Genomic DNA, 19,068 nt, shown 5'->3' with positions numbered 1-19,068 from the left:
CACTGGGCTGCGCCGGGCTTCCGGCCTCGGGCCCGGCAGGACCCGTCAGGAAATCCTACCGGGGCGGTCCCGGCCCGGGCGCTTCGCCCGGAACCGCTGGGCCTTGGGTGCCGGCCCGGACGTGACTTTCGGCCCTTGGCACCCACCGGGCCCGGGCGGAAGCTGGGGCATGCACCGCCAGCTGCAGGTCTGCGCACGTCACAGGTCCGCGCAATGTACAGATCTACTGGGTGGAGGTCCACGGGAGCGCCATGAAAGACCAGCATCCGAGCCTGAAATTTCTGGGCGCTACCGACACCGTCACCGGCTCCCGCTACCTGATCGACGCCGGCGGCAGGCGCGTGCTGGTGGACTGCGGCCTCTTCCAAGGCTATAAGCGCAGCCGCGAGCGCAACCGGTCGCCGTTCCCGGTGCCGCCCCGGTCCATTGATGCCGTCGTGTTGACCCATGCGCACCTGGACCACACCGGCTACGTCCCCGCCCTCGTCAGGGACGGGTTCGACGGGCCCGTCTACGCCACGGACGGCACCACGGATCTGTGCAAACTCCTCCTGCCGGATAGCGGCCACTTGCAGGAGGAGGAGGCCCGGTATGCCTCGCACCGGGGATCTGCCGCACACGATCCTGCGCTGCCGCTCTATACGGCCGCCGACGCCGTGGCGTCCCTCAACAGCTTCAGGATCCGCGGGTTTGACGAGCCCCTTGACCTCGGGGGCGGGCTGGAATTGACGTTCATGCCGGCCGGGCACATCCTTGGGGCCGCCCAGGTCCACGTGCGGCTCGGCGCCCATTCCGTGCACTTCACGGGGGACCTGGGCCGCGCCGATGACCCCTTCATGTACCCGCCACGCCCCCTTGGTGAAACGGGCGTCCTCGTGACGGAGTCGACGTACGGCAACCGGAAACACTCCGCGGAGGATCCGGAGCAGCAATTGGGGGAGATTATCAACCGTGTCGCGAAACGCGGAGGGGTCATCATGTTCGCCGCCTTCGCCGTCGGCCGTGCCGAGACGCTCATGCTGTATCTCTCACGGCTCCTCCGAAAGCAGGCGATTCCGAACATCCCGGTGTACCTGAACAGCCCCATGGCCATCGATGCATCGGCAATGTACCAGCGCCATCCCGAGGAACACCGGCTCAAACGGGAGGAGTACACGGGAATGTACAAGCTGGCCAAGCTCACGCGCACTGTGGATGAGTCCAAGCTACTGAACCTGCGCGGCGGGCCCATGATCATCATCTCGGCCAGCGGCATGCTGACCGGCGGCCGGATCCTGCACCACGTCGCGGCCTACGGCCCCGACCCGAAAAACGCCATCATCCTCAGCGGTTACCAGGCCGGCGGCACGCGCGGGGCCACCCTGGCGGCCGGCGAACGCGAGCTGCGCATCTACGGCGAAGACATCAAGGTGCGGGCCGAAGTGATCCAGATGGAAAGCCTTTCCGCGCATGCCGATTCCGACGGCATCATCGCGTGGATGAAAGCGGCAACGAAGGAGCCCCGCATGACCTACATCACGCACGGCGAACCCGACGCGTCCGATGCCCTGCGTCTCCGGATCAAACACGAACTCGGCTGGCACGCCCGGGTCCCTGAGCACCTGGAGTCGATTGACATCGAGGATCCGCGATGAATCCCGGCGCCGTCACCCGGACAACCGTGCTGAGGGAGATCCATGACCTCGCCCGGCCGCTGAAAAGCGATCGCGACCTCAACGGCCTGGTGCGGCGGGCTGCGGACTGCCGGTTTGTCGCGATCGGCGAGGCGTCCCACGGAACCCACGAGTTTTACACCTGGCGGGACACCCTCAGCCGGCGGCTGATCGCGGAGGAGGGCTACAACTGGATCGGGGTCGAAGGCGACTGGCCGGACTGCTGGCGCATCAACCGGTGGGTCCGCGGCAAGGACGGAAAGGACCAGGGTGTCCACGCGATGCTGGCCGGATTCGAACGCTGGCCGACCTGGATGTGGGCCAACGAGGAAATCGCGGCGTTCCTGGACTGGCTGCGCACCTGGAACTTGGGACGGCCCATGGACAAGCGCGTGGGCTTCTACGGGCTGGACGTTTACTCGCTCTGGGATTCGCTGCGGGAAATCATCGGCTGGCTGCAGGAGAACGTCCCCGACGCCGTGCCCGCGGCCATGCGGGCCTGGCAGTGCTTCCTGCCGCATCACGAGGATCCGCACCAGTACGCGTGGAGCACGCGGCTGGTGCCGCAGTCCTGCGAGGCCGACGTCGTGGCCCTCCTGGCCGAGGTCAGGAACCGGGCCTTCAGCCCCGGCCCCCACGACGAGGACGCCTTCGACGCCGTCCAAAACGCCGAAGTCGCCGCCAACGCGGAGCACTACTACCGCATCATGGTCCGCGGGGACCGGCAGTCCTGGAACGTCCGCGACCACCACATGGCGGACACCATCGACCGGGTCAGCAAGCACCTCGGCCCGGCGTCGAAGGGCCTGGTCTGGGAGCACAACACGCATGTCGGGGACGCGCGGGCCACCGACATGGCCCAGGACGGCCTGGTCAATGTCGGCCAGCTGCTGCGGGAACGCCACGCGGACGAAGGAGTCCTGCTGGTCGGCTTCGCAGCGCACCGGGGGACCGTGATCGCCGCGGACGCGTGGGGCCGGCCGGAGCGGGTCTTCACGGTCCCGGAGGCCCGTCCGGGCAGCCACGAGGACTTCCTGCACCAGGCGCTGGGCGTGCCGTCCGTGCTGGAGTTCGGGGACGACAGGTCGGGGCCCTGGCTTTCGACATGGCTCGGGCACCGCGCGATCGGCGTCGTGTACCACCCGGAACGGGAAGCGGGTAATTACGTTCCGACCCGAATGGGGGAGCGCTACGACGCGCTCATCTGGCTCGAACATGCCGCGGCGCTGCGCCCGGTCCACCATGAGGGGCCGCCCCGGGAACCCGAGTTTGAGACGGAGCCCACGGGATTCTAGGCGTTGCCGGGCGAGGCGCCGGGTGGGGCGCCGGCGGGTTCCGGCGGAGCCGGCGGCGCGGCGAAGCGCGCCAAGTGGGGGGCTTAAGGCCCTAAGCCGGGTTTTGGCAGGCGGAGCACACTGAAGTGTCAGGAGACTTGCCGGGTTACGCGGTGTGCAACCATCACTCCACTTCAGAAGAGCAGGGTTCAGAATGAGTAAAGCAATCGTCGTCGGTATCAACGGGTCCGCGGGAAGCGACGCCGCACTGACCTGGGCCCTTCAGCGTGCGGGCCGGGACAAGCTTCCGGTCATCGCGGTCCATGCGGTGGATGACCGCTGGATGTCCCCGGATTTCCAGTACCACGAGCTCATCAAGGAATCCGGGATGGAGCTTCTGCAAAAGGCGCAAGCCAGCGCCGGCGAGCAAGCCCCGGACGTCAAGGTGGACATCCAGTTGCGCCATGGCAGCGGCGGCTCCGTCCTCCGGGAGGTCTCCAAGGAGGCAGCCATGATCGTGGTTGGCGGGCATGAGAAGCGCCGGGTCGACGGCGGTCCCATGACGGACCGCGCGCTGCAGGTTGTCGCCGCGTCGGAATGCCCGGTAGCGGTGGTGCCGGCGAAACCTGGCGCCGGGGGCACCGGCGTGGTGGTTGGGGTGGACGGTTCCGAGGAGTCGCTACAGGCGGTTGCCTTCGCGGCCGCAGAGGCTGACCTGGGCGGAGATGAACTCAGCGTGGTCCTGGCGTTCAAGAGCCCGGCCCGGTGGCTCGAGAAACAACTGCCCTCCAGCGGGCTGGCCGAGAGCATTGTCGAAGAGAACCGGATTGTGCTCGCCGAATCGGTGGCCGGTCTCGGCGACAAATACCCCGACCTCGTGGTCCATCAACGGCTCGAGACAAACACCGAACCGGCGAAGGCGCTCGTTGATATCGCCGGGGACGCCAGGCTGCTGGTGATCGGCAGCCGCGGGCGCGGCGGGCTGTCCCGGACGGTGCTCGGCTCCACGGCCCACGCCGTGCTGTTGAACGTGCCGTGCCCCACCATCGTCACCCGGGTGCACAAGGTCAAGCACGAGGACTGACGCCGGCAAGCAGTCCGTCGCCGCGGCACGGCCCGCAACGGACCGTCGCAACGGACCGGCCGCATTAGGCTGGGAAGCCCCCTCCGCCGAGGGGGCTTTCCGCCGCCGCCGACGGATGGGAGGATGTTGCCGTGGACCCGTTCTTTAACTTTCTCAGCCATTCCTGGTGGCTCGTTTTCCCCATGAGCGGGCTGATCGGCGGGTGGGCTCGGTCCTGGTCCAAAGCCGCGGAGCGCCGGCACCGCCGTCGGATTGAGCTCTACACGCTCAAAAACCAGGCGGCGCAGGCGGAGCAGGCCAGCCAGACCGAGGTGCTGGGGCTCATGAAGGCGCACGATGCCGTCAACAGGCGCTGGCTGGACTACGAACTGGACGTGGGGAAGCTGATCGACTTTCCCGTCATGACCGACGTCCGGGAGCCCCTCACCGTGGCTTTCCTGCGGGCCAAGCGTGAGGCCGACGGCCTGTGCCCCGCCGCACCAGGGGACATCAGGACGGTCGGAAGGCTCGCGGAGTACCGGGCGGCGGTCACCAGCTTCGAGCTTGCCTTCGACGTGGCCGAACGGGAAGCGAAGCGGATCAGGGACAGCAAATTCAGCGGCCCGGAACGCCAGCGCCTGGAGACCGCGCGAAAGCTCCTGAGGATCGCGTCGGACGCTGCGGCGACGCCGGCCGAACGCCAGACAGCCTACCGCCGCGCCCGCCGTGAGCTCGACGGGCTCATCGTCCTGCCGGAGGCTACGCTCGCCGCACTGGAGGACAAGATTGCCTCCATGCTCGACGCCGGTCCGGCCCCGGACGTGCGCCGGGCGGTCTAGCGCGCTGTGACGAGTATCGCGCCGTCTCCGGGAAAGCCGGTCCCCGGCGGGGGTGCCGGGATTTAGGGTCTTCTGGCATGTTTTGCACTGCCGTCTTTCCCACGTACCATCGATAAGGTTTCAAGCTGCGTTCGTGGCCACTGAGCATTCATCCGGATAGGCATGGGATGATTATTTTGTGGTTACGCGGCATCGGGGGATGGAACTGCTGACCATGGACACTGCAGATTGGGCAACAGGTGGAAACCACCGTAATGGTGGCGCTAGTAATATCGCTGGCGCTGTTCTTCGACTTCACCAACGGATTTCATGACACTGCGAACGCCATGGCAACTCCCATCGCGACCGGCGCCATCAAACCAAAGACGGCTGTCGCCCTGGCGGCGGTGCTGAACCTTGTGGGCGCGTTCCTCTCCACCGAAGTCGCCAAGACCGTCTCGGGCGGCATCATCAAGGAGGGCGCGGACGGCGTCCAGATCACCCCGGACATCATCTTCGCCGGCCTCATGGGCGCCATCCTGTGGAACATGATCACGTGGCTTAAGGGCCTGCCCTCCAGTTCCTCCCACGCGCTCTTCGGAGGCCTCATCGGCGCCGCGATCGCCGGCATCGGCATCCACTCGATCAACTTCGAGTCCATCCTGCAGAAGGTCATTCTTCCGGCGGTGTTCGCCCCGATCATCGCGGGCGGCGTAGCGTACCTGTGCACCCGCCTGGCCTACGCCCTGACTTCCCGCCATGATCCGGAAACCGGGGATAAGCTCACGCAGAAGCGGGGCGGATTCCGGACCGGACAAGTCTTCACGTCCAGCCTCGTGGCACTGGCCCACGGCACCAACGACGCCCAGAAGACCATGGGCATCATCACCCTCGTCCTGATCTCCGCCGGCACCCAGGCCGCCGGTTCCGGCCCCCAGTGGTGGGTTATCACGGCCTGTGCCCTCGCGATTGCAATCGGCACCTACGCGGGCGGCTGGCGGATCATCCGCACCATGGGCTCGGGACTGACCGAAGTGAAGCCCGCCCAGGGATTCTCCGCCGAGACAAGCACCGCCACAGCCATCCTCGCGTCGTCCAACCTCGGCTTCGCCCTGTCCACCACGCAGGTGGCCTCCGGCTCGGTCATCGGATCCGGTATGGGACGCCGCGGGACCACGGTGCGGTGGGGGACCGCCGGCCGGATTGCCCTGGGCTGGCTGTTCACGCTGCCGGCTGCCGGAATCGTCGGCGCCCTGACCGCCCTGCTCGTGCAGACCGGCGTTATTGGAGTGGTCATCGCTGCCATGGCCGGCACCGCCGCCGTGGCGTACATGTTCGTCCGTTCGCGGAAGTCCCATGTGGGCCACCACAACGCCGTCCAGATCGAGGAAGTCGGCCAGGCCGTGCAGTTCCGCAAGAAGAAGTCCGCCGCCAAGGCGATCAAGAACGGGGGTGTCCAGCGATGAAATGGCTGGAACTGTTCAGCGTGGCCGGTACCACGCTCGTGTCCGCGCTAACCGTGGTGGTCCTCTACTCCCTCGGCGTCCGGCTCACCGCCATCGCGGGGGACACCCGGAGCCCCGCGCCGTCTTGGACCCGTCCACTCGCCTACACGTGCTTCGCCGTGTGCGCCGCCGCGATCCTCTTCGGGCTGTACCTGATCATTCCCTACTTCCACCACAAGTAGGCCGCGGCCACACGCGCCCCGTCGCGGGGCGTCCAAGGTGGCGGCCTCCCGCCTGCTGCGGCGGGCATTTGGGCGCCCCCGGGGATGGGAACCCCGGGATGCATTGGCTAGGCTGGGGCCATGGCGAGCTTCCAGTACTTCGTGGCATCCTCACTCGACGGCTTTATCGCTACCGACGATGACGACCTGACGTGGCTGATGCAGTTTGACGGCTTTGACGGCGGCCAGGACAGCTACGACGCGTTCTTCGCCGACGTCGGCTGCATCGTCATGGGCGGGGAGACTTACGCCTGGCTCCGCGACCACGAACCCGGCAACTGGCCCTACCCCGGCACGCCCTGCTGGGTCTTCACCCGCCACGAACACTCCGCCCCGAAGGGCGCCAACGTCACGTTCGTGCGTGGCGACGTCCGTGAGTTCGTCCAAGACCTCAAGGACGAGGCTGCCGGCCGGAATGTCTGGGTGGTGGGCGGGGGAGTCCTCGCGGCGCAATTCGCTGACGCCGGGCTGCTGGATGAACTCATTCTCTCCGTCATTCCCGTGGTGCTGGGCAGCGGAAAGCCGCTGCTGCCCATGACAGGTCCGACGCCGCCACTGGAGCTGGTAACTTCCCGCACCATGGGACGCGGCATCGTGGAGTTGCGCTACCGGTTTCCCGGCAGGGCCACCTAGCGTTTCCTAACGCGCGATGTCGCGGATAAGGTTCGTGATCCGGGCCGTGGAGAGCCTGCGGCCCTGCTCGTCCGTCATGACGATCTCGTGAGTCGTGAGGGTCCGGCCGAGGTGGATGGCCGTGCACGTGCCGGTTACTGTTCCCTGCGAAACCGCCCGGTGGTGCGTCGCGCCGACCTCGATCCCCAGCGCCTGCCGGTGGGGACCCGCGTGCATTCCGGCCGCGAAGGAGCCAAGGGTTTCGGCCAGGACCACGTGCGCGCCGCCGTGGAGAATGCCCGCAACCTGGGTGTTGCCTTCCACCGGCATGGTGGCCACGGTGCGCTCCGGGCTCAGTTCAAGGAAGTGGATTCCCATCTTCACCACCAGGGCGCCAATGCCGTACTCACCCAGCCAGTCGTGCATCTCTTCGGGAACTCCGGCCGCCGCGAGCTCGGCGGCGTAGGGGGCGGGCGTGAAATTGTCCATCATGGGAACTAGGCTGGCACCTGTGAGTGAAACTACCAAACCGGCCACTGCCCCAATTGCCACAGCCCCAATTGCCACTGCCCCCTTTGCTACAGCTGCCCCCCTATCGGCAGGCAGTGCAGCAGACATGCTTCCTGCAACGGCGCAGGAATCAGTGCCTGCGGCCAAGGCCGCCGGAAAATCGAGTCGGGCCTTTGCGTCGGTTTCCGCCACCGAGGCCCCTGTGATACCCATTACGGACCAGCCGCGGCTTCTGGTGCTGGATGGGCACTCCATGGCGTTCCGGGCGTTCTTCGCCCTGCCCGCGGACAAATTCTCCACCGCCACCGGGCAGCACACGAATGCCGTCCACGGCTTCACGTCCATGCTGATCAACCTGATCAAGGAGCAAAAGCCCACCCACGTGGCCGTGGCTTTCGACGTCTCCGACGACACGACGCACCGCAAGGCCGAATACAGCGAGTACAAGGGCGGACGCAACGAGACCCCCCGGGAAATGAGCGGCCAGATCGACCTCATCGACAAGGTCATGGGCGCGTGGGGCATCAAGACCATCAAGATGCCCGGCTGGGAAGCTGACGACATCCTGGCCACCCTGGCAGCCATGGGCGAAAAGGCCGGCTACGAGGTGCTGCTGGTATCGGGCGACCGCGATGCCTTCCAGCTCATCACGGACAACGTCTTCGTGCTGTATCCCAGGAAGGGGGTCAGCGACATTCCCCGGATGGACGCGGACGCCATCCAGGAGAAGTATTTCGTCAGCCCCGCGCAGTACTCGGACCTCGCCGCCCTGGTGGGCGAGAGCGCCGACAACCTCCCCGGTGTTCCCGGCGTCGGCCCCAAGACGGCAGCCAAATGGATCAACCTCTACGGCGGTCTTGAGGGAGTCCTGGAGAACATCGACGCGATCGGCGGAAAGGTGGGTGACTCCCTCCGCGAATACGTTGAGGACGTCAAGCGCAACCGGCGGCTCAACAGGCTCCACACTGACCTGGACCTGCCCGTCACACTCGACGAGCTCGCCGACCCCCGGCCTGACCAGGACGCCCTTGAGGAGCTGTTCGACGCCCTCGAATTCAAGACCATCCGCACCCGGCTCTTTGCCCTGTATGGCAGCGAAGTTACCGAATCCGAGCGGGAAAGCCTCGAAACCCCGGACTTCCTGATCCCAGCGGACGCCGCCGAGCTGGCCGACTTCCTCGCGGCCGGTGCCGGCACGCGCTCCGCTGTGGCAGTCGACGTCGTACCCGGCCGCATCGGCGAGGACGCGGCCGCGGTCGCGATCGTCCGCGACGGCGCCGCCGTCTACATCGACCTGGCCAGCCAGGACGCAGCCGCCGAGAACGTTCTGGCAGCGTGGCTGCGGGACGCCCAGGCACCCAAAGTGATGCACGGATTCAAGGCCGCCCTGAAGGCCCTGCGAGCGCGCGGGTTGGAACTGGAGGGCGTCGTGGATGACACCTCGATTTCCGGCTACCTGATCCAGCCCGACCGCCGCAGCTACGAGCTCGCGGAGCTGGCGCAGCATCACCTCAACATCGCCGTGTCCACGGAGGCGGCGAAGGCAGGCCAGCTTGAGCTGGCGTTCGACGGCGACGATGCCGCCGCGGCGGGCGCGCTGGTCCACGTGGCCGCAGTGGTCCAGGCCCTGAGCCGCTACTTCGAGTCGGAACTGACTGAACGCGGGGCCCAGGACCTGCTGACCACCCTGGAGCTGCCGGTCAGCCGCGTTCTCGCCGATATGGAACTCGCGGGAATAGCCATTGATATGCCGCGGATGGACGAGCAGCTCTCGGACCTCGCCAAGGTGATCGACAACGCCCAGGAGCTCGCGTTCGCCGCGATCGGCCACGAGGTCAACCTTGGGTCCCCGAAGCAGCTCCAGACCGTGCTGTTCGACGAACTCCAGTTGCCAAAAACCAAGAAAATCAAGTCCGGTTACACCACCGATGCCGCCTCCCTCAAGAACCTGCTGGAGAAGACCGGGCACGAGTTCCTGGTCCAGCTGATGGCGCACCGGGAGTCATCCAAGCTGCGCCAGATGCTGGAGTCGCTCAAGAAGTCCGTCGCGGAGGACGGCCGGATCCACACCACCTACGCGCAGAACGTCGCCGCCACGGGCCGGATCTCCTCCAACAATCCCAACCTGCAGAACATTCCCATCCGCAGCGAGGAGGGACGGCGCGTCCGCGGCATCTTCGTGGTCAGCGAGGGGTACGAGTGCCTGCTGTCCGCCGACTACTCGCAGATCGAAATGCGCATCATGGCCCACCTGTCGGGGGACGCCGGACTCATCCAGGCCTACAAGGACGGGGAGGACCTCCACCGGTTCGTGGGCTCCAACATCTTCCACGTGCCCACCGACCAGGTGACCAGTGCCATGCGTTCGAAGGTCAAGGCGATGTCCTATGGCCTCGCATACGGTCTGACCTCCTTCGGTCTGTCGAAGCAGCTGGAGATCTCCGTTGACGAGGCGCGGACCCTGATGAAGGACTATTTCGACCGGTTCGGCGCCGTCCGCGACTACCTTCGCGGCGTGGTGGACCAGGCGCGGATCGACGGTTACACCGCCACGATCGAGGGCCGCCGGCGCTACCTTCCGGACCTCACCAGCACTGACCGCCAGCTGCGCGAGAATGCGGAGCGGGTGGCGTTGAACTCGCCGATCCAGGGGTCCGCCGCGGATATCATCAAACGCGCCATGCTCGGCGTTTCCGGCGCCCTGGCGGCGCAGGGCCTCAAATCCAGGATGCTCCTGCAGGTCCATGATGAACTGGTCCTCGAAGTCGCCAAGGGCGAGCGCGAGGTTGTCGAGAAGCTCGTGATCGAGCAAATGGGCTCGGCCGCGGACCTGAGCGTCCCGCTGGACGTCCAGATCGGCGTCGGCTCCAGCTGGTACGAGGCGGGGCACTAACGGTATACCGGTTCCGGCGCCGCCGGCGCCACAGGATTGGCAGGATTCTCAGGGGGAGAAACACATGGCAGAAAAGTACGAGCTCAGGCGGTTCCGCGTGTCCGATAAGGACTCGGCGGACTATGCGCAGGGTACAGCGTGGCTGCGGGGTGTCGGGATCGGCTTCTACGACGAGCCTCGCAAAGACGACTTCATGGACAAGATCATGGCCATGTATCTGGTGGACAACCGCGAGATGACCGGCATCTACCAGACCGGCGCCGTCGCGGCCCACGCGTTGGCGGCGGACGTCCCCGTGGCCACCTTTGCCACCCTGCGCAAGGACCTGAACATCGGCTACGGCCGCCAGCTAGAAGCCCAGCTGATCACCGCCGTCACGGTGCGCGGAACCCACCGCCGGCAGGGACTCCTCCGGCGAATGATGACCGGTGACCTCGCGGCGGCCAAGGCGGACGGCGTCGCGCTGGCGGCCCTCACGGCCTCGGAAGCATCCATCTACGGCCGGTTCGGGTACGGTGTGGCCACCTTCGAGCGGAGCATCAAGGTCGATACCGGGCCGCGTTTCCGCCTGCACCACGAACCTTCCGGCTCCGTGGAGATCGCGGACCGGAAGGTCCTGCTGGAACTCGCCCCGAAGGTCTTCGCCCGGCTCCACGGCACCCTGCCCGGATCGATCTCGCGGCAGGAGGCCTACCGGCTGCGGTCCTCGGGCGTGCTCGGCCGCGACGGCAGCGAGGACGAGGCAATTCGATGCGCGCTGCACTACGACGCCGCGGGCACCGTGGACGGGTACGTCTCCTATAAGTTCGCCGGCTGGGACACCAAGCCGTACACCGTGGAGGTCGTGGACCTCGTGGCGGCGACCGACGCCGCCTACCTGGAGCTATGGCAGTTCCTCGGAAGCATGGACCTCGTGGAACGGATCAGCTGGCAGGAAGCGCCGGTGGATGATCCCCTGACCTGGGCGCTGGAGGACCCACGCTGCGTCGAGTCCTCCGACCACCGGGACATGCTGTGGCTGCGCATCCTGGACACCGTGCGGGTTCTGGGTGCCCGGCGCTATTCGGCCGACGGAACCTTGGTTCTCGCCGTGCGGGACAGCCTCGGCCACGCCGCCGGCACCTTCGCCCTCAGCGTCAGCGGGGGAGAGGCCTCGGTGACGCCGGCTCCGGAGGCGGCGCCGGACCTGTCACTGGATGTCGCGGACCTCGGCTCCATTTATCTGGGTGCCGTGTGTCCGGTGACCCTGAAGGCCGCAGGCAGGATCACCGAGCACACCGCCGGGGCGGCGCTGACGGCGCGTCTCATGTTCGCCGTCGAACGCTCACCGCACTGCCCCACGCACTTCTAGCCGGCCTGCCCGCCGTCGGCGGCTACGCCTCCTGCGTTTCCGGGGTGCGGCCGCCGCGCGGGGGCCCGTGCGCTTTGACCCGCGTTGGCGGAAACGACTAGACTAAACGGGCGTGTACTACGTGCCCGCATCACCATTTCACAAAATCAGGATGACCCGGCGGATCACTTGCTGAGAAGCCGCATTCTTTGCCTGCATTCCATAATGCGGGCGAAGCGGTTTGCCTGACCGACTAACTATCCACAACGGAGCCCCTACTACATGACCATCACCTCCACCGAGAAGCCCGGTACCCCCGTAGTCGCCATTAACGACATCGGTACCGCTGAGGACTTCCTCGCAGCTGTCGACGCCACCATCAAGTACTTCAACGACGGAGACCTCGTCGAAGGTACCGTCGTCAAGGTCGACCGCGACGAAGTTCTGCTCGACATCGGTTACAAGACCGAAGGTGTCATTCCCTCCCGCGAGCTTTCCATCAAGCACGACGTTGACCCCGGAGACGTCGTCTCCGTTGGCGATCAGGTCGAAGCCCTGGTGCTCACCAAGGAAGACAAAGAAGGCCGCCTGATCCTCTCCAAGAAGCGTGCTCAGTACGAGCGCGCCTGGGGCGACATCGAGAAGGTCAAGGAAGAAGACGGTGTTGTCACCGGTACCGTCATCGAGGTTGTCAAGGGTGGTCTTATCCTCGACATCGGTCTGCGCGGCTTCCTGCCCGCATCCCTGGTCGAGATGCGCCGTGTGCGCGACCTCGCTCCGTACATCGGTCAGCAGATCGAAGCCAAGATCATCGAGCTGGACAAGAACCGCAACAACGTTGTGCTCTCCCGCCGTGCATGGCTCGAGCAGACCCAGTCCGAGGTCCGCTCCACGTTCCTCAACAAACTGGAAAAGGGCCAGGTTCGTCCGGGCGTCGTTTCCTCCATCGTCAACTTCGGTGCCTTCGTGGACCTGGGCGGCGTAGACGGCCTGGTTCACGTTTCCGAGCTGTCCTGGAAGCACATCGACCACCCGTCCGAGGTTGTCGAAGTTGGCCAGGAAGTCACCGTCGAGGTTCTCGAGGTCGACCTGGACCGCGAGCGCGTCTCCCTGTCGCTCAAGGCTACGCAGGAAGATCCGTGGCAGACCTTCGCCCGCACCCACGCCCTCGGCCAGGTTGTCCCGGGTAAGGTCACCAAGCTGGTTCCGTTCGGCGCGTTCGTTCGCGTTGAAGACGGCATCGAAGGCCTGGTCCACATCTCCGAGCTCGCCGTGCGCCACGTTGAGCTGGCCGAGCAGGTTGTCTCCGTTGGCGACGAGCTGTTCGTCAAGGTCATCGACATCGACCTCGAACGCCGCCGCATCTCGCTGTCCCTCAAGCAGGCCAACGAGGGCGTCGACGCCGAGTCCACCGAATTCGATCCGGCACTCTACGGCATGGCCGCCGAGTACGACGAAGAGGGCAACTACAAGTACCCGGAGGGCTTCGATCCGGAGTCCAACGAGTGGCTTGAAGGCTACGAGAACCAGCGCGCCGCCTGGGAGCAGCAGTACGCTGACGCCCAGACCCGCTGGGAAGCCCACAAGAAGCAGGTTGCCCAGCACGCTGCCGACGACGCTGCTGCTGCAACGTCCGGTGACAGCGACTCCGGCACCACGAGCTACTCCTCCGAGCCGGCTGCAACCGAGACCGGTGCAGGCACGCTTGCTTCGGACGAGGCTCTTGCAGCTCTGCGCGAAAAGCTGACCGGCAACTAATTGCCCTTGTGCCCCGGGGAGTCCGCTCCCCGGGGTCTAGGCAGTTCGTAGCTTGAAGCAGCACCGTCACGGTGCTCAGGAATGCAGCGCACCGGTTTCCCCGTGCGCTGCAGCTCCAGTAATTCAGTGAAAGTGGCCGTCCCCTCGGGGGCGGCCACTTTTGCGTTGTCGGGACATGCTCCGTGGCTGCGGGCTCCACTGGACATGCTCAGCCGTGGCGCCCACCCCTTGGGGACATGCTCATTCCTTGGGCTGGCCGAGGGGCATTTGGGTATTCTGCTCAGCACTGGCCCCGGGCACGGGACATGTCCATTCCTCGGCCGCTCTCCCCGGGAGCATGCTCATTCCTCGGGCCCAGCACTTGGGGCATGCTCATTCCGGGGGCTGGCTGTTGGGGACATGCTCATTCCTGGGGTCGGCCGAGGGGCATTTGGGTATTCTGCTCAGGACTGACCCTGGGCACGGGACATGTCCATTCCTCGGGTGCGCACTTTTGGGACATGTCCAGTTCTGGTCTCGGCACCTGGTCACGCGGGCAGTACGGTCAGCCAGTGGCGGGAATGCAAGCCGGCCCGGGAGCTGAACCTTCAGGTTAGCGGGATGCGGCCCTTGACCGGCACGGTCTCTGTGTCTGAGGCGGCACCGGTGACCAGTTCGGCGCCCGCGGACTTCAGCAACGCGAGGGCTGCGACGTTGCCGGCAGTAGTCTCGGCCACCAGGGCGGTCGCTCCGTCGGACGCAGCCCGGGCCTTCACCAGCCGCAGCGCCTCGCGGCCGACGCCGCGGCCGCGGAAGCCCCGGGCGAGCCAGATGCCGGTTTCCAGCACCGCGCCGCCCGCGCTGCCTTCCCCGGCGCCCTCCGCCGGCACTGCCGCCCCGGCCTCTCCGGCAGCCGCCCGAACCGCTGGAACAGAACCCGCAGCCTCCGCTCCGGCCCGCATCAGCCGGATGGACCCGGCCAGCTGACCGTCGCAACTGATGGCCCAGCTCTTCTGCCGTGCGGGGCCGTCCAAGCCGGCCGCAGCCGCGCGGTGGAACTCGCGGAACCAGCTGATCCGATCGGTGTTCCAGCCGGCGGCAGTGCCCAAAGGCGGGGTGACCTCGTCGGCGTCGGCGTCCCGGAGCGCAAGCTCCAGGAGCTGTTCAAGCACGGACTCGGTGACGTCAAGCAGGGCGACAGCGGGGGCCGGATCAGCTGATGGGGACATCGATCCACTCCGTTTCTCCGGGCCGCAGCGAAGCGCTGCCGGCAGTCATGGCGGCCACGCGTTCCGCGGCGCGGGCCAGCGCCTCCGGATCATCCGGCAGCGCAAGCCTCAGGACAGTAGTCTGCGCCTCGTAGGCGGTTTCGGCCATGACATACCCCGCGGCGCGCAGGTCGTTCTCCAGCCGACCGGCCACGGCATGCCGCACCCGCACCGAGCAGATCCGCAGCCGGCGGCGACGCACAAGCGGGGCGAGCTCCAGCGCGCCGGACACCGATTCCGAATAGGCGCGCACCAGGCCGCCGGCGCCCAGCAGGATGCCGCCGAAGTACCGCACCACCACCGCGGCGACATCGCTCAGGTCGGCGACGCCGGGCGCAGTCTCACGCTTCAGCAGCGCCTCCAGCATCGGGATGCCGGCCGTTCCTGACGGTTCGCCGTCGTCGTTGGAGCGCTGCACGTCCCGGTCGGGACCGAGCACGTAGGCGAAGCAGTGGTGCCGCGCGTCATGGAATTCCCGGCGCAGGCCGGCCAAGACGGTGCGGGCGGCGTCGTCGTCCGACACGCGCGCCAGGACGGTAATGAACCGGGACCTCTTGACCTCGATTTCGTGCCGGAACCCGGGGCCCGCGGCAAGGGTGGTGTAGGCGGAATTCCTGCTCCGGGGGTAATCCGTCTCATCTGCCACCGGTTCAGTTTAGGCTGGTGTCGTGTTGAAGATCGGGTTGACCGGCGGGATCGCTTCGGGGAAGTCCCTGGCGGCTGCGCGCCTCCGCGAGCTCGGCGCGGTACTTATCGACGCCGACGCGCTTGCCCGCGAGGTCGTAGAAGCGGGCACGCCCGGGCTGGCCAAGGTGGTCGAAGCTTTCAGCGCCGCCGTCCTGACCCCGGACGGCCGGCTGGACCGCCCCCGGTTGGGCGCCCTCGTTTTCGGCAATCCCGAACGCCTGGCCGTGCTCAACGGCATCATCCACCCCCTGGTGAGGGAGCGGGCCGCGGCGCTGGTCGCCGCCGCCCCGGCCGGTGCCGTGGTGGTGCAGGACATCCCGCTGCTGGTGGAAACCGGACAAGGGCAGAACTTCCACCTGGTGATCGTGGTGGACGCCCCGGATGACGTCCGGGTCCGGCGCATGGCCGAACACCGCAAGATGAGCGTCGAGGAGGCCCACGCCAGGATGGCCGCGCAGGCGAGCCGCGAAGCGCGGTTGGCCGCCGCGGACGTCGTGCTGGACAACTCGGGGACCCCGGAGGCGCTTCGGGACGCAATCGACGCCCTGTGGGCCGGACGGCTGGCGCCGTTCGCGCTGAACCTTGAGGGGCACAGGATTGCCCCGCGGACGGAAGGGCCCGTCCTGGCCCCCGCCGATCCGACCTGGGCAGCCCAGGCCGGCCGGCTGATCGGCAGGCTCCGCGCCGCCGTTGCGCAGGACGTTCTTGCCGTGGACCACATCGGGTCGACGGCGGTGCCGGGGCTGGACGCCAAGGACGTGATCGACCTGCAGTTGAGTGTCCGCGACCTCGACGCCGCCGACCGGATCGCGCCGCTGCTGGCGGGGGCCGGTTTTCCGCGCTGGCCCGGCATTATTTCGGACAACCCCAAACCCTCGCATCCGGATCCGGCCGACTGGGGCAAGCGGCTGCACGGCAACGCCGATCCCGGCCGGCCGGCAAACCTGCACATCCGCGTCGCCGGGTCGCCGGGCTGGCGGTACGCGCTGTGCTTCCGTGACTGGCTCCGCGCCGATGCCGGGGCGCGGGCTGACTATGTCGCGGAGAAGAAGCGGGTGGCCGGGCTTCATGACGTCGACAAGTCTACCGCCGGGTACGCGGCGGACAAGGAGGGCTGGTTTACCGACTATGCCTGGCCGCGGATGGAAGCCTGGGTCCAGCGCACGGGTTGGCAGCCGCCGTCGCATGCCGACGACGTCGGAACCACGGGCGCCGAACGCCCCGCGGACACCGCCTCGGACAAGCCTGCGGCCACTGGCGCCCATGCCGGCGCCACCGGCGCCAAACGCCCCGCGGACACCGGAATCGGCCCTGGTACTGCCCAAAGCTGAATCAGGACATCCTGTCGGAGGCCGGCGGTAGATTAGATGCATGAGCCTTGCCCAGGAAATCAATCGTGTCGTGGCACCCTTCAAGGTCATTAGCGAGTTCCAGCCCGCTGGCGACCAGCCGGCGGCGATCGCCGAACTCACCGAGAGGATCCGCAACGGCGAGAAGGACGTGGTGCTGCTGGGCGCCACCGGCACCGGTAAGAGCGCCACCACGGCGTGGCTGATCGAGCAGGTTCAGCGCCCCACCCTGGTGATGGTGCAGAACAAGACGCTGGCCGCGCAGCTGGCGAACGAATTCCGCGAGCTGCTGCCCAACAACGCGGTGGAGTACTTCGTCTCCTATTACGACTACTACCAGCCCGAGGCCTACGTGGCGCAGACGGACACCTTCATCGAGAAGGACTCCTCCGTGAACGAGGAAGTCGAACGGCTCCGGCACTCGGCCACGAACGCGCTGCTGACCCGTCGCGACGTGATCGTGGTTGCCACCGTGTCCTGCATCTACGGCCTCGGCACCCCTGAAGAGTACATTGCCGGCATGGTGACCCTCCGCAAGGGTGCGGAAATGAACCGTGACGACCTCCTCCGGAAATTCGTGGCCATGCAGTACACCCGAAACGACATGGACTTCCACCGCGGCACATTCCGGGTCCGCGGCGACACCGTGGAAATTATCCCGATGTACGAGGAACTGGCCATCCGGATCGAGTTCTTCGGTGACGAGATCGAAAACATCTACACGCTGCACCCGCTCACCGGAGAGGTCCTCCGGGACGAGACCGAAATGTACGTCTTCCCGGCGTCGCACTACGTGGCCGGCCCGGAACGCATGGCCCGCGCGATCACCCGGATCGAGGACGAACTGGCGGAGCGGCTCAAGGTCCTGGAAAGCCAGAACAAGCTCGTCGAGGCACAGCGGCTGCGGATGCGCACCACCTATGACCTGGAAATGATGCAGCAGATGGGCTTCTGCAACGGCATCGAGAACTACTCCTCGCACATCGACGGCCGCGCCCGCGGGACCGCGCCGCACTGCCTCATCGATTACTTCCCGGACGACTTCCTCCTGGTGATCGACGAGTCGCACGTCACGGTCCCCCAGATCGGCGCCATGTACGAGGGCGACATGTCCCGCAAGCGGAACCTGGTGGACCACGGCTTCCGGTTGCCCTCGGCGATGGACAACCGCCCGCTGAAATGGGACGAGTTCCAAGAGCGCGTGGGCCAGACGGTCTACCTCTCCGCCACCCCTGGCAAGTACGAGCTCGGCAAGTCCGACGGCTTTGTCCAGCAGATCATCCGGCCGACCGGGCTGATCGACCCCGAGGTCATCGTCAAGCCCACGAAGGGGCAGATCGATGACCTGCTGGGCGAGATCCGCACGCGAACCGCGAAGAACGAGCGTGTCCTGGTCACCACGCTGACCAAGCGGATGGCGGAGGACCTCACCGACTATTTGCTGGGCCACGGCGTGAAGGTCGAGTACCTGCACTCCGACGTCGACACCTTGCGCCGCGTGGAACTCCTGCGCGAGCTGCGGATGGGCGTCTTCGATGTCCTTGTCGGCATCAATCTCCTGCGGGAAGGCCTCGACCTCCCCGAGGTATCGCTGGTCAGCATCCTGGACGCGGACAAGGAGGGCTTCCTGCGCTCCTCGACCTCCCTGATCCAGACGATCGGACGTGCCGCCCGTAACGTGTCCGGACAGGTGCACATGTACGGGGACCGGATCACCGACTCGATGGCCCACGCCATCGACGAAACGAACCGCCGGCGCGCCATCCAGGTTGCCTACAACACCGAGCGGGGGATCGATCCCCAGCCGCTGCGGAAGAAGATCGCGGACATCACGGACCAGCTCGCCAAGGAAGACGCGGACACCCGCGAGCTGCTGGCCGCTGCGGGCAAGAACCGCGGCAAGGGCAAGGGCGCTTCCACCATCAGGCACGACGGGCTGGCAGCTGCCCCGGCCGAGGATCTTGTGGGCCTGATCGAACAGCTGACGGAACAGATGCACGCCGCGGCCGGTGAGCTGCAGTTCGAGCTCGCCGCCAGGCTCCGCGACGAGGTGGGCGACTTGAAGAAGGAGCTGCGCCAGATGCAGTCGGCGGGGCACGCCTAGGGTAAACTCGATCAAACGTAGGGGAGTATCCCAGCGCTACGATCG

Annotated in this window: 15 protein-coding genes; 12 read left to right on the top strand and 3 right to left on the bottom strand. The window is 66.7% G+C overall.

The window, feature by feature from the left end; genetic code table 11:
- Positions 1-251 precede the first annotated feature (251 nt).
- The 7 genes from C8D78_RS03600 to C8D78_RS03570 all read left to right on the top strand — a co-directional run bounded on the left by C8D78_RS03600 (position 252) and on the right by C8D78_RS03570 (position 7,166).
- Entirely contained in the window at positions 252-1,634 is a 1,383-nt protein-coding gene (locus C8D78_RS03600) for an MBL fold metallo-hydrolase RNA specificity domain-containing protein (RefSeq protein ID WP_120950466.1), read from the top strand.
- The gene (locus tag C8D78_RS03595) at positions 1,631-2,947 is read left to right on the top strand and encodes an erythromycin esterase family protein (RefSeq protein WP_120950465.1); all 1,317 of its coding nucleotides are present in this window, start codon (positions 1,631-1,633) and stop codon (positions 2,945-2,947) included. Before C8D78_RS03600 ends, C8D78_RS03595 begins: the two co-directional genes overlap by 4 nt.
- Positions 2,948-3,140: 193 nt before the next feature.
- Positions 3,141-4,010: a universal stress protein gene (locus C8D78_RS03590; RefSeq protein WP_120950464.1), complete on the top strand. Its 870-nt coding sequence runs from the start codon at positions 3,141-3,143 to the stop codon at positions 4,008-4,010.
- 131 nt (positions 4,011-4,141) lie between these two features.
- On the top strand, positions 4,142-4,828 hold the full coding sequence (locus C8D78_RS03585) for a hypothetical protein (protein ID WP_120950463.1): 687 nt from the start codon (positions 4,142-4,144) through the stop codon (positions 4,826-4,828).
- Between the two features lie 239 nt (positions 4,829-5,067).
- Positions 5,068-6,273, top strand: a complete 1,206-nt coding sequence (locus C8D78_RS03580; protein WP_120950462.1) for an inorganic phosphate transporter — start codon at positions 5,068-5,070, stop codon at positions 6,271-6,273.
- Positions 6,270-6,494 carry a hypothetical protein gene (locus C8D78_RS03575; RefSeq protein WP_120950461.1) on the top strand — a complete coding sequence of 75 codons (225 nt, stop codon included), beginning with the start codon at positions 6,270-6,272 and terminating at the stop codon, positions 6,492-6,494. The genes C8D78_RS03580 and C8D78_RS03575 overlap by 4 nt, the downstream gene beginning before the upstream one ends.
- Before the next feature lie 120 nt (positions 6,495-6,614).
- Complete coding sequence (locus tag C8D78_RS03570; RefSeq protein WP_120950460.1) at positions 6,615-7,166, top strand: dihydrofolate reductase family protein; 552 nt, start codon at positions 6,615-6,617, stop codon at positions 7,164-7,166.
- Between the two features lie 6 nt (positions 7,167-7,172).
- On the opposite strand, the gene C8D78_RS03565 is transcribed toward C8D78_RS03570, so the two are convergent.
- Positions 7,173-7,637 (bottom strand): hotdog fold thioesterase, encoded by a 465-nt coding sequence (locus C8D78_RS03565; protein ID WP_120950459.1) that lies wholly within the window; start codon positions 7,635-7,637, stop codon positions 7,173-7,175.
- A 271-nt stretch (positions 7,638-7,908) separates the two neighbouring features.
- On the opposite strand from C8D78_RS03565, the gene polA reads away from it, so the two are divergent.
- From polA to rpsA, 3 genes are all read left to right on the top strand, one after another.
- A complete protein-coding gene (gene polA, locus C8D78_RS03560; RefSeq protein ID WP_244208253.1) occupies positions 7,909-10,548 on the top strand; it encodes a DNA polymerase I in 2,640 nt (879 codons plus the stop codon).
- A 64-nt stretch (positions 10,549-10,612) separates the two neighbouring features.
- Entirely contained in the window at positions 10,613-11,899 is a 1,287-nt protein-coding gene (locus tag C8D78_RS03555) for a GNAT family N-acetyltransferase (protein WP_120950457.1), read from the top strand.
- Positions 11,900-12,160: 261 nt separating this feature from the next.
- Positions 12,161-13,636 carry a 30S ribosomal protein S1 gene (rpsA, locus tag C8D78_RS03550; protein ID WP_120950456.1) on the top strand — a complete coding sequence of 492 codons (1,476 nt, stop codon included), beginning with the start codon at positions 12,161-12,163 and terminating at the stop codon, positions 13,634-13,636.
- Positions 13,637-14,223: 587 nt separating this feature from the next.
- Here the strand turns inward: rpsA and C8D78_RS03545 are convergent.
- On the bottom strand, positions 14,224-14,844 hold the full coding sequence (locus C8D78_RS03545) for a GNAT family N-acetyltransferase (RefSeq protein WP_120950455.1): 621 nt from the start codon (positions 14,842-14,844) through the stop codon (positions 14,224-14,226).
- Positions 14,828-15,529, bottom strand: a complete 702-nt coding sequence (locus tag C8D78_RS03540) for an IMPACT family protein (protein ID WP_120950454.1) — start codon at positions 15,527-15,529, stop codon at positions 14,828-14,830. The genes C8D78_RS03545 and C8D78_RS03540 overlap by 17 nt, the downstream gene beginning before the upstream one ends.
- Before the next feature lie 22 nt (positions 15,530-15,551).
- On the opposite strand from C8D78_RS03540, the gene coaE reads away from it, so the two are divergent.
- Together coaE and uvrB are read left to right on the top strand one after the other, a co-directional pair.
- Positions 15,552-16,901, top strand: coding sequence for a dephospho-CoA kinase (coaE, locus tag C8D78_RS03535; RefSeq protein ID WP_120950453.1), 1,350 nt, complete (start codon positions 15,552-15,554; stop codon positions 16,899-16,901).
- Positions 16,902-16,941: 40 nt separating this feature from the next.
- Positions 16,942-19,023, top strand: coding sequence for an excinuclease ABC subunit UvrB (gene uvrB, locus C8D78_RS03530; protein WP_120950452.1), 2,082 nt, complete (start codon positions 16,942-16,944; stop codon positions 19,021-19,023).
- Positions 19,024-19,068 lie beyond the last annotated feature (45 nt).

It is taken from the genome of Arthrobacter oryzae, from assembly GCF_003634095.1.
Classification (GTDB): domain Bacteria; phylum Actinomycetota; class Actinomycetes; order Actinomycetales; family Micrococcaceae; genus Arthrobacter; species Arthrobacter oryzae.
Note: the sequence above shows the minus strand (reverse complement) of the source record. Positions and strands in the feature narration are given on the sequence as shown.